We start from the raw sequence: 14,699 nt of genomic DNA on the forward strand, positions 1-14,699 counted from the left end.
AAGCTTACGAGTCTTACCTTGCACAGCACTGAGAAATAATTTTTTCATCCCCAACAGCTAAGAAGTATGGATTTTCAAAAGGTCGTTTTTCAGGTTGATCAAGCTTGCCATAAAGAAGAGGCGCCCCATCTTCAGTCACAACTTTTCCGCCCGCTGCACATAAGATAGCGTGACCTGCTGCTGTATCCCACTCCATCGTCGGACCAAAGCGCGGATAAAAATCTGCCGCGCCCTCTGCTATGCGGCAAAATTTCAACGAAGACCCTGCTGATGTAATAGAGGCACTGCCCAGGCGGGAAATCACACTCTCGGTTTCTGGGCTGAGGTGTGAGCGACTGGCGAGCACTCTAATTGGCTCTGAAATTGCATCACACACAATCTTCTGCGCAGCTTCGCTCCCTGCCAGAGTAACTTTAGCCGAAAATGCACCATTTTGATGATCGCCCCAATATAGTAGCTCAATCGCGGGTGCAAAAATCACTCCTGCAGTAGGAGCACCATTTTCAATGAGAGCTATATTGACGGTAAATTCACCATTGCGATTGATAAATTCACGCGTGCCATCCAAGGGGTCAACAAGGATAAAGCGTTCCCCAATCTCCGGCACACTCCCGCCAGCCATAGCTTCTTCAGCAACTACTGGAATATCAGGGCAAAGTTGCGAAAGGTGTTGAAGGATAATGTCCTCAGCCTTTTGGTCAGCAACTGTAACGGGCGTTCCATCGCCTTTGGTATGTGCTTGGAAACCAGCTTCATAGATTTCCATAATGCATTGCCCGGCTTCTAAAGCGGCAAGCTTAAATCCTTCAATCACATTCAGTCCCCTGACATATCAATTTTCAACGTACGACATTCTATTAGGCCAGCATATTCTGGATAAACAAGGGTCCCTCATAATTTGGCGACAATTCAATGCAAATGAACCACTATGAAGAGTGAATAACCCAACTTACCCTCATTAGAGGCATTATGCCTTGGGACAAATTCATTGGGCACCATTGACGATTTTATTGCGATGTCCATAAGTGCTACCAAAGTTAAGTTTTAGATCTCCTTGACCTAAGGAATTCAGATATATGAGACACACGATACGCAAAGCTGTTCTCCCGGTTGCGGGCCTTGGAACGCGTTTTCTTCCTGCTACCAAAGCAGTTCCAAAAGAAATGCTGACCATTTTGGATCGCCCAATCATCCAATACGTGGTTGACGAAGCAAGAGCTGCAGGGATCGAGCATATCGTATTTGTCACCGGCCGAAATAAGCACGTGATCGAAGACCACTTCGATATTGCTTACGAGCTTGAAGAAACCCTGCGTCGCCGCAACAAGACGCAGGCATTGGAATTGCTGGAGAAAATCCGCCCCTCAGCAGGTACGACAAGCTTTACCCGTCAGCAAGAGCCTCTCGGTCTTGGCCATGCTATCTGGTGCGCACGCGACCTCATCGGCAACGAGCCCTTTGCAATTTTGCTGCCAGACATGTTGATGAAGGCGCCAAAGGGCTGCCTTTCTCAAATGGTTAAAGCCTATGAAAGCCATGGCGGCAACGTCATTTCTGTTGAAGAGGTCCCCTTCGACCAGACACATAATTACGGCATTGTCGAGCGCGGTGAGCCTCGTACAGATGGAACCTTTGCCATCACGGGCATGGTTGAAAAACCAGAGCCGGGAACTGCCCCCTCCAACCTATACATTAATGGCCGCTATATTTTGCAACCAGAAATTTTTGACCTTTTGGGCGAGCAAACCAAAGGTGCTGGCGGCGAAATTCAGCTCACGGACGCAATGCTCACTTTAATGGGGAAGCAGTCATTCCATGGCGTCGAATTCCGTGGAGAAACATACGACTGCGGCTCGCGTAAAGGATTCCTTTCCGCAAATGTGGCCTATGCGCTGGATGACCATGAACTTGCAGTGGAGCTCCGTCCAATGCTCGACAAACTTCTTGTAAAAGCAAGCTGAATATCAGGAAACGCGAAATGGAAAAGGTACTTGTAACAGGCACCGCAGGTTTTATTGGCAACGCCGTAGCGCTTCGCCTGTTGCAAGAAGGCTCTCATGTCATTGGTCTTGATTGCGTTACTGATTATTATGATGTGACGCTCAAAGAACAACGTCTTAAGCGCCTTACGTCCTCCAACCATTTCACTGAGGAACGCATAAGACTTGAAGATGCAGATTCTGTTATGCGCATCTTCAAGCAACATTCGCCTACAAAAGTTATTCATCTCGCCGCACAAGCAGGCGTAAGGTATTCTCTGGAAAACCCGCAATCCTATGTAGATTCAAACATCACTGGATTCTTGAGTATTTTGGAGGCCATCAGAGCGCATCCTGTAGAGCATATGGTCTATGCGTCTACCAGCTCTGTCTACGGCTTGGATGAAACCATGCCACTAACGACACATCGCGGCGGGAACCATCCCGTTTCATTTTACGCAGCCACCAAAAAGGCGAATGAAGCAATGGCGCATTCTTATGCGCACCTTTTCAACCTTCCGTGCACCGGCCTGCGTTTCTTTACTGTCTATGGACCGTGGGGCCGCCCGGACATGGCCCTCTTCAAGTTCACCAAGGCGATTTTAGAGGACAAACCAGTGCCCTTATTTAATGGGGGCAATATGGTTCGCGACTTCACCTATGTAGATGATATCGTTGAAGGCATTTTGCGAGTTGCAAAGCATGCCCCAAAGCGAACACCGCTTTGGGATGGAAAGCAAGCAGACCCTGCAAGCTCAAGCGCGCCATTTCAGCTCTTTAATATTGGCAACAGTACACCAGTTCAACTGATGGACTATCTTGCAGCCATCGAAGACGCGCTCGGTAAAACGGCAGAGCGAGAGCTTCTCCCATTTCAGGCTGGCGACGTACCAGCAACCTTTGCAGACGTCAGCGACCTAATCGAAACAACCGGCTTCAAACCTCAAACCTCTGTAAAGACGGGGGTTGCAAACTTCGTCAAATGGTATCGGGATTACTACAATGTCTAGGACATCCCAAGGTGCCAATATATGGAAGAAGTTGTCTCAGTTGTCGGGCTTGGCTATGTAGGCCTGCCCCTTGCTTGTGCTCTGGCGCATGCAGGCATCAAAACTATTGGTTATGACATCGATCGCTGTCGAGTTCGTGAGCTTCTCAACGGGCATGACCGAACTTCGTCTGTGGGCAAAACCGCAATAAACTCAAAAAACTTAACACTAACCGACTCAGCACCTGACATCAGGCAGGCCCGCGTTCATATAGTCACCGTCCCCACGCCAATCAACCCCTCGAAACGACCTGATCTTGGTCCGTTAAAAAGCGCTTCCAAAACAGTAGGTGCTTTCATGAAACCCAACGATATCGTTGTATTTGAATCCACGGTCTATCCCGGCGCAACTGAAGAGATCGCGGTGCCGCTTTTACAAAGGGAATCTGGCCTATGTTATCAACGAGACTTTCAAGTTGGGTATTCCCCTGAACGCATTAACCCAGGCGACAAGAAGCACACAATCTCCAACCTCCTTAAAATCGTATCAGCAAGCTCAGAAGAAGCGCTCGACACACTCACGCAGCTTTATAGCAAGATTGTCAAAGCAGGCATTTACAAAGCCCCATCAATTAAAGTTGCAGAAGCAGCAAAGGTGATTGAGAACACGCAGCGGGACCTGAACATTGCGCTGATGAACGAGCTGTCCATGCTCTTCCATGCCATGGATATCGACACCCATGACGTTTTGGAAGGTGCCAGTACAAAATGGAATTTCCTACCGTTTTCGCCAGGCCTTGTGGGCGGTCATTGTATTGGGGTTGACCCCTACTACCTTACAGACAAGGCTCACCAGCTGGGTTTTTCACCACGCGTCATTCTTGCTGGTAGAGGAACAAACGAAGAAATGAGCCGCTTCATAGCCACTGAAGTCATCCAAAAATGCGTTCAGCTTGCACGACCTATGCCTCCACGCATCGCGGTTCTGGGTATCACCTATAAGAAAGATGTCCCTGATACTCGAAACTCGAAGGTCATTGATCTGATCAAAGAGCTGGAGCGCTTTGGCGCCCGCGTCTTTGTAGTAGATCCCTTGGCAGACCCGCAACACACCAAAGATCATTTCGCAATAGAGCTATCGGACCAAGACACGCCCGTCGAATGTGATGCAGTCATTCTGGCCGTTCCACACAGTGCGTTCTTCGAAAAAGACGACCCCTGGCAGTTGATGGAAAGGTACTTAAGTGCCGAAAACGTTCTTGTAGCAGATCTTCATTGTCTCTTAGACAGAAAAAAGACACCACAACACGTCGTATTGTGGCGTCTTTAAAACGGCTTGAACGCTATCACCCAAGCCTGTTAGATCAAAGCGAAACTAAATATTAAGACCAGACGTAAGGCTCAAGATCTCCACGTGCCCAGTCTTCCTTCGTCTGCTGGCGAAATTCTTCAAAGCGACCTTCATCAATGGCATCGCGAATGCCTTGCATGAGATACTGGTAGTAAGCAAGGTTATTCCATGTCAACAGCATCGCACCCAGCCCCTCGTTCACACGCACCAAGTGATGAAGGTAGGCGCGGGAATACTTGGAAGCCGCTTCGCATTGAGATTCCTCATCTAATGGGCGAGGATCTTCACTGTGACGCGCGTTCTTCAGGTTGACCTTGCCAAATCGGGTGTAAGCAAGCCCATGACGACCCGCACGAGTTGGCATAACACAGTCAAACTGGTCAATTCCGCGTGCAACACTTTCCAAAATATCTTCAGGCGTACCAACACCCATCAGGTAGCGCGGCTTGTCATTGGGCATTGCTGGCGTTGTAATTTCCAGCATTTTGAGCATCACAGCCTGAGGTTCACCAACAGCCAAACCACCCACGGAGTAGCCTTCCATTGGCAGCTCACCTAATCGCTGCGCAGATTCGATGCGAAGATCAGGTACATCACCACCTTGAACAATACCGTAAAGGCCTTGCCCCTTTTGTGGCCCACCCATGCTTTCAAACTGATTGCGGGATCGCTCAGCCCAACGCAGAGACAACTGCATTGCACGCTCAACTTCACTGCGCTCGGCAGGAAGCGCGATACACTCATCCAGCTGCATTTGAATATCAGAACCAAGCAAGCCCTGTATTTCAACTGAGCGTTCTGGGCTCATAAAGTGCTTTGACCCGTCATGATGAGAGGAGAAAGTCACACCCTCCTCTGTCATTTTACGCAGGCCCGACAGTGACATCACCTGGAACCCGCCGGAGTCGGTCAAAATGGTGTGGTCCCAACCCATAAACTTATGCAAACCGCCAAGTTTGGCAATGCGTTCTGCTGTTGGGCGCAGCATCAAATGGTAAGTATTGCCAAGCACAACATCAGCGCCCAGATCACGCACCTGCTGCGGATACATAGCTTTAACCGTTGCCTGTGTTCCAACCGGCATAAACGCAGGCGTGCGCACTTTTCCATGCGGGGTTGTGATCTCACCGCGGCGCGCCATTCCTTCAGTTTTCAGCAGTTTGAAGCTGAAGGGCTTAGTTGTCGCAGCCTGTTCTGTTGTCTTTTCACTCATCAATTAAGCCTTTGCAAACAATAGCGAACTATCGCCATAACTGTAGAACCTGTATCCATTTTTGATGGCGTGACCATACGCTTTATGCATCTCTTCAAAACCACTAAAGGCGCTGACAAGCATAAACAGCGTGGATTTTGGCAAGTGAAAATTGGTCATCAGCGCATCAATGGCTCTGAACTTGTAACCAGGGGTAATAAAGATATCTGTGCTCTTCGAAATTGGCTGGATAACCCCATCCTCATCCGCAGCTGTTTCCAGTATTCGAAGGGAGGTTGTACCAACTGAAACAACTTTGTTTCCGCGCCGCCGCACCTCATTAAGGGCAGCAGCTGTTTCTGCGCTCACCTCGCCCCATTCATAATGCATCTTATGATCTTCGGTCTTGTCTACCTTCACCGGCAAAAAGGTGCCCGCCCCCACGTGCAAGGTTACGAAGTGCTTTTCGATGCCGCGCGCTTCCAGCTTTGCAAAAAGCTCATCAGTAAAATGCAATCCAGCAGTTGGCGCTGCAACAGCTCCCTCATACTTGGCATAGACCGTCTGATAATCAGTCCGATCCTGATCATCCTCGGCACGCTTTGCTGCAATGTAAGGCGGCAGCGGGATGTGTCCGACCTCAGCAATAGCTGCATCCAGGTCTCCTGCATTGCGGTCAAACCGAAACAAAATATCGCCTGCCTCAGACTTCTCAACAACTTCAGCTCCAAGCTTGGCTGAACCAGCACCCTCTTCATCAAAAGCAAAACGAACACGGTCGCCAACTTTCAACTTTTTTGCTGGCTTTACAAAAGCACGCCATTCGCAAGAAGACGCACGTTGGTGCAAGGTAACACCCACTTTGGCAGTGACGCCGTCACGTGTCCGGAATCCCAAAAGCTGGGCAGGAATAACTTTGGTATCGTTAAACACCAGAGCATCACCAGGTTCCAGCAGATCGGGCAGTGAAACCACATGATCGTCTGTCAGCAACGAATCTAGACCTGGGCGAACCACAAGCAAACGAGAACTGTCTCGCGGAGACGCTGGTCTCAACGCAATATTCTCAGCTGGCAAGTCGAAGTCGAAATCATCTACAAGCATAGGTCTCTTTTCACATACAAACAGTCAAGCGCATCAAGGTCAGCAACGGAGTATGATGCAGGATATTGGAGGCAAGATGATTGCAATCGATATGATGCAGACTATGGCAGGCCTTTAGCTCATCAAGCCCATGCGCTTTACCCGATCAACCCAAGTACCGTCAAGCAGTCTGGGCGGTTTTGCAGCACCAACGCCAACGCAAAGAAAAACCCGGCAGCACAGGCCACCGGGTCTCTTTCTGCAAAAAAGCAACTGCGACTTATGCGTCAGCAGCAACCTTCAAGCTAACGATCTTGTCTGGGTTGGAGACTGGCTCACCACGTTTGATCTTGTCAACGTTGTCCATGCCTTCAATAACCTGACCCCAAGCGGTGTACTGGCCGTCGAGCCAGGAAGCATCGCCAAAGCAGATGAAGAACTGGCTATCACCGGAGTTAGGGTCCATAGAACGCGCCATGGAACATGTGCCACGGGTGTGTTTTGCGTCGTTGAATTCTGCTTTCAACTTGGTGCCTGAACCACCTGTTCCTGTGCCCTGAGGACAACCGGTCTGCGCCATGAAGCCATCAATCACACGGTGGAATACGATACCGTTATAAAAGCCTTCACGAGCCAACTCTTTAATACGAGCAACATGGTTTGGAGCCAGGTCCGGGCGCAGTTCAATAACAACGTTACCCTGTGTGGTTTCCAGCAGAAGGGTGTTTTCAGGATCTTTAATGTCAGCCATTGGCCTGTCCTTTATTTTAGAATTAGTCTGGGTGCAGACATAGCCCTTACTTGGCGTCTGCCGCAACCTGCATTTTGATGATCTTATCAGGGTTACGAACAGGTTCACCCTTTTTGATCTTGTCTACCGCATCCATTCCGGCAACGACCTCACCAAATACGGTGTATTGACCGTTCAACCAGGAACCCTCATTAAACATGATAAAAAACTGGGAATTTGCACTGTTAGGGCTGCTCGAGCGTGCCATTCCAAGTGTACCGCGTTTGAAAGGCGCCTTAGAAAATTCAGCTTTCAGGTCCGGCAATTCAGAACCACCCATGCCAGTTCCTGTCGGATCACCAGTTTGCGCCATAAAGCCATCAATCACACGGTGAAACACGATACCGTCATAAAAGCCTTCGCGGGTGAGCTGCTTGATGCGCTTCACGTGTTCAGGAGCTAAATCAGGACGCAGCGCGATTTCCACACGTCCATCTTTCAGGTCCAGATAAATTGTATTTTCAAGATCTTTGGCGCTGGCTGTAAATGGCATCATAAATGCGCCCAAAACCATCGCACATGCTGTCAGGATACGTAGCAAGATTTCTGTCCTTGTCTAAGCTAACGCGTATCTGAAAAGGCACCTGCTGGTCACCCAATACTGATACGCAAAAAAACAAAATTTAGAGCGTCGTACATAAATGCAGATAAATGTGACACCCTAAAAAGCCTAATGCTATCAAAGAGGTTTGTTGCTTTGTTTTCAAGCAATCACAAAGCGCTTTTTCAGCGCAACCTCAACACACTTGGGGACAAACGAGCTGTAATCTCCCCCCATTTTGGCAATTTGCCGAACCAAGGTGGCCGTAATAGGACGCATGATAGGAGAGCTCGGAAAAAACACTGTTTTGATAGCCGGTGCCATTGCACCATTCATACCAGCCATCTGCATTTCATAGTTTAGGTCTGTCGAATCTCGCAGGCCACGCACAAGAATGTTTGAGTTATGCTCGCGCGCAGCATCAACAACCAGCCCGCTAAAGGAAACTGTACGGATGCGCGCAGCATCGGCTTTGCCAAACTGCTCTTCGCAAGCCATTCCGATGAGTTCAACTCGCTCTTCAAACGAAAACAGCGGCGCTTTTGAAGCCTGAACTCCAATTGCAACAACCACTTCGTCAGCCAAAACAAGGGATTGTTCTAAAATGTCCAGATGACCGTGTGTCATAGGATCAAACGATCCAGGATAAAGTGCAACGCGCTTCATGAGCCCTCACCTTCTTTATTCATAGAACCCATGAATAATTAGGAATTTCAATTGTGTAAGTTGAAATGCACAGTGCCCAGTGAATCAGCAAGAAACAAGCCCTTTTTCGCTACCAAAACCAAAGACCAATAGCTCGTTAAGTTCACGGTACGGCTAGAAAAAAGGGGCCCGCAGGCCCCTTCCTCAATTATTCACTTGGCGTCTCGCCGCTGCTTTCATCTGTGGCAGGTGTCTCCACCTCACCACCAGTTTCAGCGCCATCAAGCGCAGCGTTCTCCGCTTCGTCATCACCATCAGCTTCGCTAATACGCTCCACCGCAACAACTTTTTCCTCAGCGGAGGTATTGAACACAATCACACCCTGAGTTGAGCGGCCCGCAAGGCGAATCCCTGTCACAGGGCAACGGATCAGCTGACCACCGTTGGTCACCAGCATAATCTCATCACTTTCTTCGCTGCGGAAAGATGCAATGAGGCGACCATTACGATCATTCACCGTCATTGCCGCGATGCCCTTACCGCCGCGACCTGTGGTGCGGTACTCATAAGAGCTCGTACGCTTGCCATAACCGTTCTCAGAAATAGTCAGGATGATCTGTTCGAACCCATCCATTTCTTCAAAACGTTCCTTGCTCACTCCAGCATCATCGTAAGATACCTCACCTTCCGCCTCTTCACCGCGCAGAGCACGAGAGAGTTTCAGATAAGCCGTACGCTCTTCCGCATCACACTCAAAGTGGCCAAGGATCGTCATTGAGATAACATGATCATCGTCCGCCAGATTAATGCCGCGCACGCCGACCGAATTACGGCCAGAGAATACACGAACATCTGTCGTCGGGAAGCGGATACACATACCACTGGACGTTGTCAGCAATACATCATCGTCTTCGGTGGACGTCATCACATTAACGATGCCATCGCCCTCATCCAACTTCATGGCGATTTTACCATTTTTGTTGATCTGGGCGAAGTCTGAAAGCTTATTCCGGCGCACGGTTCCGCGCTTGGTTGCAAACATTACATCCAGTTCTGCCCAGGTTTCCTCATCTTCAGGAAGTGGCAAAATAGATGTGATGCGCTCGCCTTGCTCTAGCGGAAGCATGTTTACCAGCGCATTCCCGCGTGCTTGCGGACTTGCAAGAGGCAAACGCCAGACCTTCATTTTATAAGCAATACCGCGGGAGGAGAAGAACAGAACCGGAGTATGCGTATTGGCAACGAACAAACGGGTAACGAAATCCTCGTCTTTCGTCTGCATACCGGAGCGACCTTTACCACCACGACGCTGTGCACGGTAAGTATCCAGTGGAACGCGTTTGATGTAGCCTGTGTGCGACACAGTCACGACCATATCTTCGCGCTGGATTAGGTCTTCATCATCAAGATCGCCGCCACCCTCGGTAATTTCGGTCCGACGCGGTGTCGCAAATTCATCGCGAACCTCTTCCAGTTCAGTGCGAACGATCTCAAGAATACGCTCGCGGCTGCGCAAAATATCAAGGTAATCCTTGATTTCTGCAGCAAGCTTATCCAGTTCTTCAGCAATCTCATCACGGCCAATCGCGGTCAAACGCTGCAACCGCAGCTCAAGAATGGCCCGCGCCTGATCTTCAGAGAGCTTGAACGTTCCATCTTCCTGAATGGCGTAGCGAGGATCATCAATCAGCTGAATAAGCGGCTCAATGTCCTTTGCCGGCCAATGCCGCTCCATCAACTGACGACGCGCAGTCGCAGGATCTGGAGCCGTACGGATCAGATGAATTACATCATCGATATTTGCAGTCGCAACAGCCAAACCAACGAGAACATGAGCACGATCACGAGCTTTGGAGAGCAAGAAGCGCGTCCGGCGTCCAACAACTTCTTCACGGAACGCTATAAACGCTTTCAACATGTCCTGCAAAGCAAGCTGTTCAGGTCGGCCACCATTCAAGGCAACCACGTTACAGCCAAAGCTTTGCTGAAGCTGCGAGTAGCGGAACAGCTGGTTCAAAACCACATCTGGAACAGCATCACGCTTAAGCTCGATTACAACGCGCATGCCCTGACGGTCAGACTCATCGCGAATGTCCGAAATACCCTCAACCCGCTTCTCACGAACAAGTTCCGCGATCTTTTCGATCATGGAGGACTTGTTCACCTGATAAGGAATCTCAGTGACAATCAAAGCCATGCGGCCTGAGCGAATTTCTTCCGTTTCAACGCGGCTGCGCATAAGAACCGAGCCACGCCCAGTCTCATAAGCTGACTTAATGCCAGCACGGCCAAGGATGAGGCCGCCCGTTGGAAAGTCTGGACCCGGAATAATTTCCATCAGCTCAGGCAAGGAGATCTCTGGGCGTTCGATCATTGCGATCGTGCCATCAATCACTTCACCCATATTATGCGGTGGTATATTCGTTGCCATACCAACAGCGATACCACCAGCACCGTTTACCAAAAGGTTAGGGTAACGTGCTGGAAGAACTTCAGGTTCTGTTTCAGAGCCATCATAGTTCTCGTTGAAATTGACAGTATCTTTGTCAATATCGGAAAGCTGAGTCTGAGCGACCTTTTCAAGGCGACATTCGGTATAACGCATCGCCGCGGCACGATCACCATCGACGGAACCGAAGTTGCCCTGCCCGTTAATGAGCGGCAGGCGCATGGAGAAGCTCTGCGCCAAACGCACAAGCGCGTCATAAATCGCACTATCGCCGTGCGGATGGTATTTACCCATCACATCACCGACAACACGCGCAGACTTACGGTAGGGCTTGTTCCACTCATATCCGTTTTCGTGCATGGAATACAGAATACGGCGGTGAACCGGCTTCAAACCATCACGAACATCGGGAAGCGCACGGCTAACAATCACGCTCATTGCGTAATCGAGATAGCTGCGTTTCATTTCATCTGTGATCGAGATGGGCTGAATTTCGCTGGGAAGGCCACCTGGTGGTGTACTTAAGTCCTGATCTGCCAAGGATTATTCTCATCAATTTTAAGTCAGAATTTTATTCTTTATAGCCGATTCAAATGCCAGAACCAAACACCACTTGCACTGAAAAGGCACCTAATAACAACTACATTACCCTGCAGGTCCACTCCAGCCCGAATACAGGGGTATTTTTCGCTATTTCATTGCAAAAATAACCCAGCAAGATTCAAAAAAGTGCCATGAGCCATTCTGCTAGTGTAAAAACCTATCAAAACCTTGCTAAGTTATCACTAGTCTGTTAGCGCCCAGTCCAAACTCGCAATATAGCGTATGAACATGCCTGTACAAACGGGCCCACCACACACAAATTTAAGGTAAAGCGCAATGCTCATTGAATTTCTACTCAATGCATTTGCCATGCTGTTCGTAACTATCGACCCAATAGGCCTGGCCCCCGTTTTTCTTGCAGTGACAGCAGGAGCAGGTAGCTCCGAGCGCAAACAAATCGCCATAAAAGCCATCCTGATATCAGGAGGCACCCTCATGGCGTTTTTCTTCGCCGGACGCCAACTTCTCAACGTACTCGGAATTTCGCAGGCAGCCTTTCAGGTCGCTGGTGGCTTATTGCTGTTCATCATCGCAGTTGAGATGATCTTTGAACATCGCCAGAAACGAAAAGCTGAAAGCGCCGAAAAGGCCGTTGAGCAAGAAGACCTGTCGCAGACTGCGGTATTTCCGCTTGCCATCCCTTTGATTGCTGGCCCAGCAACCATCTCGGCAATCATCCTGCTTGCAGGTCAGGCCCCCGGATTCACCGGCCAGATTGGCTTGATTGCCGTACTGCTTTCTGTGCTTGCAATGAGCCTCTTCGTCTTTCTTCTGGCAGCACGTATCGACCAGCTTTTAGGCTCAACAGTTCAGCTGATCATCACGCGCCTGTTCGGCGTGATCCTTGCCGCACTCTCTGTTCAATTTGTTGCAGACGGCATCTTCTCACTGATTGATATGCACTCCTAACAACACTGTGTGCCCGCATCCGATTGTGGGCACACAGCACTCCCCCTCAGATTGCACTTGAAGTCCCCAAACACCTCCGTAAAGTCTCCCTTGTACTCACGGAGGATTCTAATGGCTGCCCACGGCTCCAAAAAAGTCATTTTTGCCGCCCTTGCTGGCAATTCACTCATTGCAATCACCAAGTTTGCAGCCGCCGCATACACCGGCTCAGCCGCGATGCTTTCTGAAGGAATTCACTCGCTTGTAGACACAGGCAACCAAGGCCTATTGCTACTCGGCATGAAACGCGCAGAAAAACCAGCGGACGACAAACACCCATTTGGATACGGCTCTGAAATCTACTTCTGGGCTTTTGTTGTCGCGATCATGATTTTTGCAGTGGGCGCAGGCATCTCGCTTTACGAGGGAATTCAGAAAATTCTGAACCCCCACCCACTTGAATCCGCCTTTGTAGCATATGCCGTTCTTGGGCTTGCCATGATCTTTGAAGGCTGGGCCTGGATGGTCGCCTATAAGGAATTCAAAAAGACAAAGGGCAACCGGCCTTTCCTTGCAGCTGTGCGAGACAGCAAAGATCCGACGGTCTTTACGGTCCTCTTTGAAGATACAGCAGCAATGCTAGGCCTTGTCATCGCGCTTGCTGGCATCTACGGCGCTCAAACCTTCGGCATCCTCTGGTTAGACGGCGCTGCGTCTGTCGGAATCGGCCTTATCTTGGCTGGTACAGCGTTTGTATTGGCACTAGAAACGAAAGGCCTCCTGATCGGAGAGAGCGCCTCACCTGAGCTTATTGCCTCTGTTCGCCAGATCCTAATTGCGCCAGCAGCTGTAAAAGGCGTCAACGAAATCAGAACCCTCCATCTTGGACCAAATGATGTACTACTTGCCGCCTCACTAGACTTTGAGGATGCCCTCACTGCAGGCGCAGTGGAGGAGGTTATCTTTTCATTGGAAGCCACAATTAAACGCTCACAACCACTGGTCGGACGTGTATTCCTCGAGGTCCAAGCGGCTCAAGACCACATGCACTTTGGCCAGGAATAAACCATAGTAAAACTCACTGTGGACTGCGCGCAAAGCTGCACTATAGGATACACACTTTCAAATTTTGGGTAGAAAAATGACAATACTCGTTACAGGCGGCGCAGGATACATCGGAAGTCATATGGCATGGTGCCTTCATGACGCTGGTGAAGACTTCGTAGTTATAGACAACCTATCTACGGGCTTTGAGTGGGCTATTCCGCAATCAGTAAAGTTGTATGAAGGCGACATCACGGACGAGAAGCTGCTTCAAACAATCTTCCATAATCATGACATCACCGCAGTCATTCATTTCGCTGGTTCGATCATCGTACCAGAATCTGTATCTAACCCATTGAAATACTATAATAATAATACTGCGGCATCCAGAACACTCATTGAGGCTTGCGTCAAAAACAACATCAAGCATTTCATCTTCTCATCAACAGCTGCAGTTTATGGCGACCCAAAAGTTATTCCTGTTTCTGAAGATGCGCCGTTAAGCCCTTTAAGCCCTTACGGCACCTCCAAGCTTATGACGGAACTCATGCTGCGCGACACTGCAGCAGCCCACGACTTCCAGTACACCGCACTTCGATACTTCAACGTCGCAGGCGCAGACCCGGAAGGCCGCACCGGCCAATCGACAAGAAATGCAACGCACTTAATCAAAGTCGCCTGCGAAGCTGCGCTTGGCAAACGCACGCACCTAGGCATTTTTGGAGCAGACTTCGACACTCCAGACAAAACGGGCATTCGCGATTACATTCACGTTTCGGACCTCGCCAGCGCACATTACCTCGCGCTTAAACGATTACGCGAAGGTGGCGAAAGCATCGTCATGAATGCTGGCTATGGTGATGGCTACTCTGTGTTGCAGGTTATCGACGCAGTTAAAGCGGTTTCTGAGGTCGATTTTGAGGTTAAAACGGAGCCACGTCGTGCTGGCGACTCCCCAAAAGTTGTCGCAGACAATTCAAAAATTATGAGCAATCTGGACTGGAAGCCGCAATTCGATGATCTCCCAACGATTATCCGGCACGCTTTGAACTGGGAGAAAAAGCTACAGTTCAAAAACAGCCTCTAAACGCAAGTGCCGGACGAGATTACTCTTCCGGCACATTTTACACGCTCAGACATGACATC

The 14,699-nt window shown here is 49.6% G+C and carries 13 protein-coding genes; 6 read left to right on the forward strand and 7 right to left on the reverse strand.

From position 1 onward, the window contains the following. Window positions 1–13 precede the first annotated feature (13 nt). Window positions 14–814, reverse strand: a complete 801-nt coding sequence (gene cysQ / locus BMZ51_RS17165; RefSeq protein WP_068005700.1) for a 3'(2'),5'-bisphosphate nucleotidase CysQ — start codon at window positions 812–814, stop codon at window positions 14–16. Window positions 815–1,076: 262 nt separating this feature from the next. Here cysQ and galU point away from each other — a divergent pair, with 262 nt between their 5' ends. From galU to BMZ51_RS17180, 3 genes are read left to right on the forward strand one after another with little or no spacing between them, the layout of a single operon-like run. Next, window positions 1,077–1,961: a UTP--glucose-1-phosphate uridylyltransferase GalU gene (gene galU / locus BMZ51_RS17170; protein WP_068005702.1), complete on the forward strand. Its 885-nt coding sequence runs from the start codon at window positions 1,077–1,079 to the stop codon at window positions 1,959–1,961. 17 nt (window positions 1,962–1,978) lie between these two features. Then, window positions 1,979–2,989 (forward strand): NAD-dependent epimerase, encoded by a 1,011-nt coding sequence (locus BMZ51_RS17175; RefSeq protein ID WP_068005712.1) that lies wholly within the window; start codon window positions 1,979–1,981, stop codon window positions 2,987–2,989. Between the two features lie 21 nt (window positions 2,990–3,010). Then, entirely contained in the window at window positions 3,011–4,297 is a 1,287-nt protein-coding gene (locus tag BMZ51_RS17180; RefSeq protein ID WP_068005714.1) for a nucleotide sugar dehydrogenase, read from the forward strand. A gap of 52 nt (window positions 4,298–4,349) precedes the next feature. On the opposite strand, the gene tgt is transcribed toward BMZ51_RS17180, so the two are convergent. The 6 genes from tgt to gyrA form a co-directional block, all read right to left on the reverse strand. Continuing rightward, window positions 4,350–5,531, reverse strand: a complete 1,182-nt coding sequence (tgt, locus tag BMZ51_RS17185) for a tRNA guanosine(34) transglycosylase Tgt (protein ID WP_068005715.1) — start codon at window positions 5,529–5,531, stop codon at window positions 4,350–4,352. 3 nt (window positions 5,532–5,534) lie between these two features. Beyond that, complete coding sequence (gene queA, locus BMZ51_RS17190; RefSeq protein WP_068005717.1) at window positions 5,535–6,614, reverse strand: tRNA preQ1(34) S-adenosylmethionine ribosyltransferase-isomerase QueA; 1,080 nt, start codon at window positions 6,612–6,614, stop codon at window positions 5,535–5,537. A gap of 259 nt (window positions 6,615–6,873) precedes the next feature. Next, window positions 6,874–7,344 carry a peptidylprolyl isomerase gene (locus BMZ51_RS17195; protein ID WP_068005718.1) on the reverse strand — a complete coding sequence of 157 codons (471 nt, stop codon included), beginning with the start codon at window positions 7,342–7,344 and terminating at the stop codon, window positions 6,874–6,876. Window positions 7,345–7,390: 46 nt separating this feature from the next. Next, the gene (locus BMZ51_RS17200) at window positions 7,391–7,897 is read right to left on the reverse strand and encodes a peptidylprolyl isomerase (protein WP_068005719.1); all 507 of its coding nucleotides are present in this window, start codon (window positions 7,895–7,897) and stop codon (window positions 7,391–7,393) included. A gap of 189 nt (window positions 7,898–8,086) precedes the next feature. Beyond that, entirely contained in the window at window positions 8,087–8,590 is a 504-nt protein-coding gene (coaD, locus tag BMZ51_RS17205) for a pantetheine-phosphate adenylyltransferase (protein WP_068005720.1), read from the reverse strand. Between the two features lie 187 nt (window positions 8,591–8,777). After that, the gene (gene gyrA, locus BMZ51_RS17210; RefSeq protein WP_068005722.1) at window positions 8,778–11,558 is read right to left on the reverse strand and encodes a DNA gyrase subunit A; all 2,781 of its coding nucleotides are present in this window, start codon (window positions 11,556–11,558) and stop codon (window positions 8,778–8,780) included. Window positions 11,559–11,897: 339 nt separating this feature from the next. Between gyrA and BMZ51_RS17215 the strand changes: the two genes are divergently transcribed. The 3 genes from BMZ51_RS17215 to galE all read left to right on the forward strand — a co-directional run bounded on the left by BMZ51_RS17215 (window position 11,898) and on the right by galE (window position 14,640). After that, a complete protein-coding gene (locus BMZ51_RS17215) occupies window positions 11,898–12,530 on the forward strand; it encodes a MarC family protein (RefSeq protein WP_068005724.1) in 633 nt (210 codons plus the stop codon). Window positions 12,531–12,641: 111 nt separating this feature from the next. After that, complete coding sequence (locus BMZ51_RS17220) at window positions 12,642–13,574, forward strand: cation diffusion facilitator family transporter (protein ID WP_068005726.1); 933 nt, start codon at window positions 12,642–12,644, stop codon at window positions 13,572–13,574. Window positions 13,575–13,650: 76 nt separating this feature from the next. Further along, on the forward strand, window positions 13,651–14,640 hold the full coding sequence (galE, locus tag BMZ51_RS17225) for a UDP-glucose 4-epimerase GalE (protein ID WP_074882175.1): 990 nt from the start codon (window positions 13,651–13,653) through the stop codon (window positions 14,638–14,640). Window positions 14,641–14,699 lie beyond the last annotated feature (59 nt).

The sequence above is a fragment of the Pseudovibrio axinellae genome (assembly GCF_900110875.1).
GTDB classification, from domain to species: Bacteria; Pseudomonadota; Alphaproteobacteria; order Rhizobiales; family Stappiaceae; genus Pseudovibrio; species Pseudovibrio axinellae.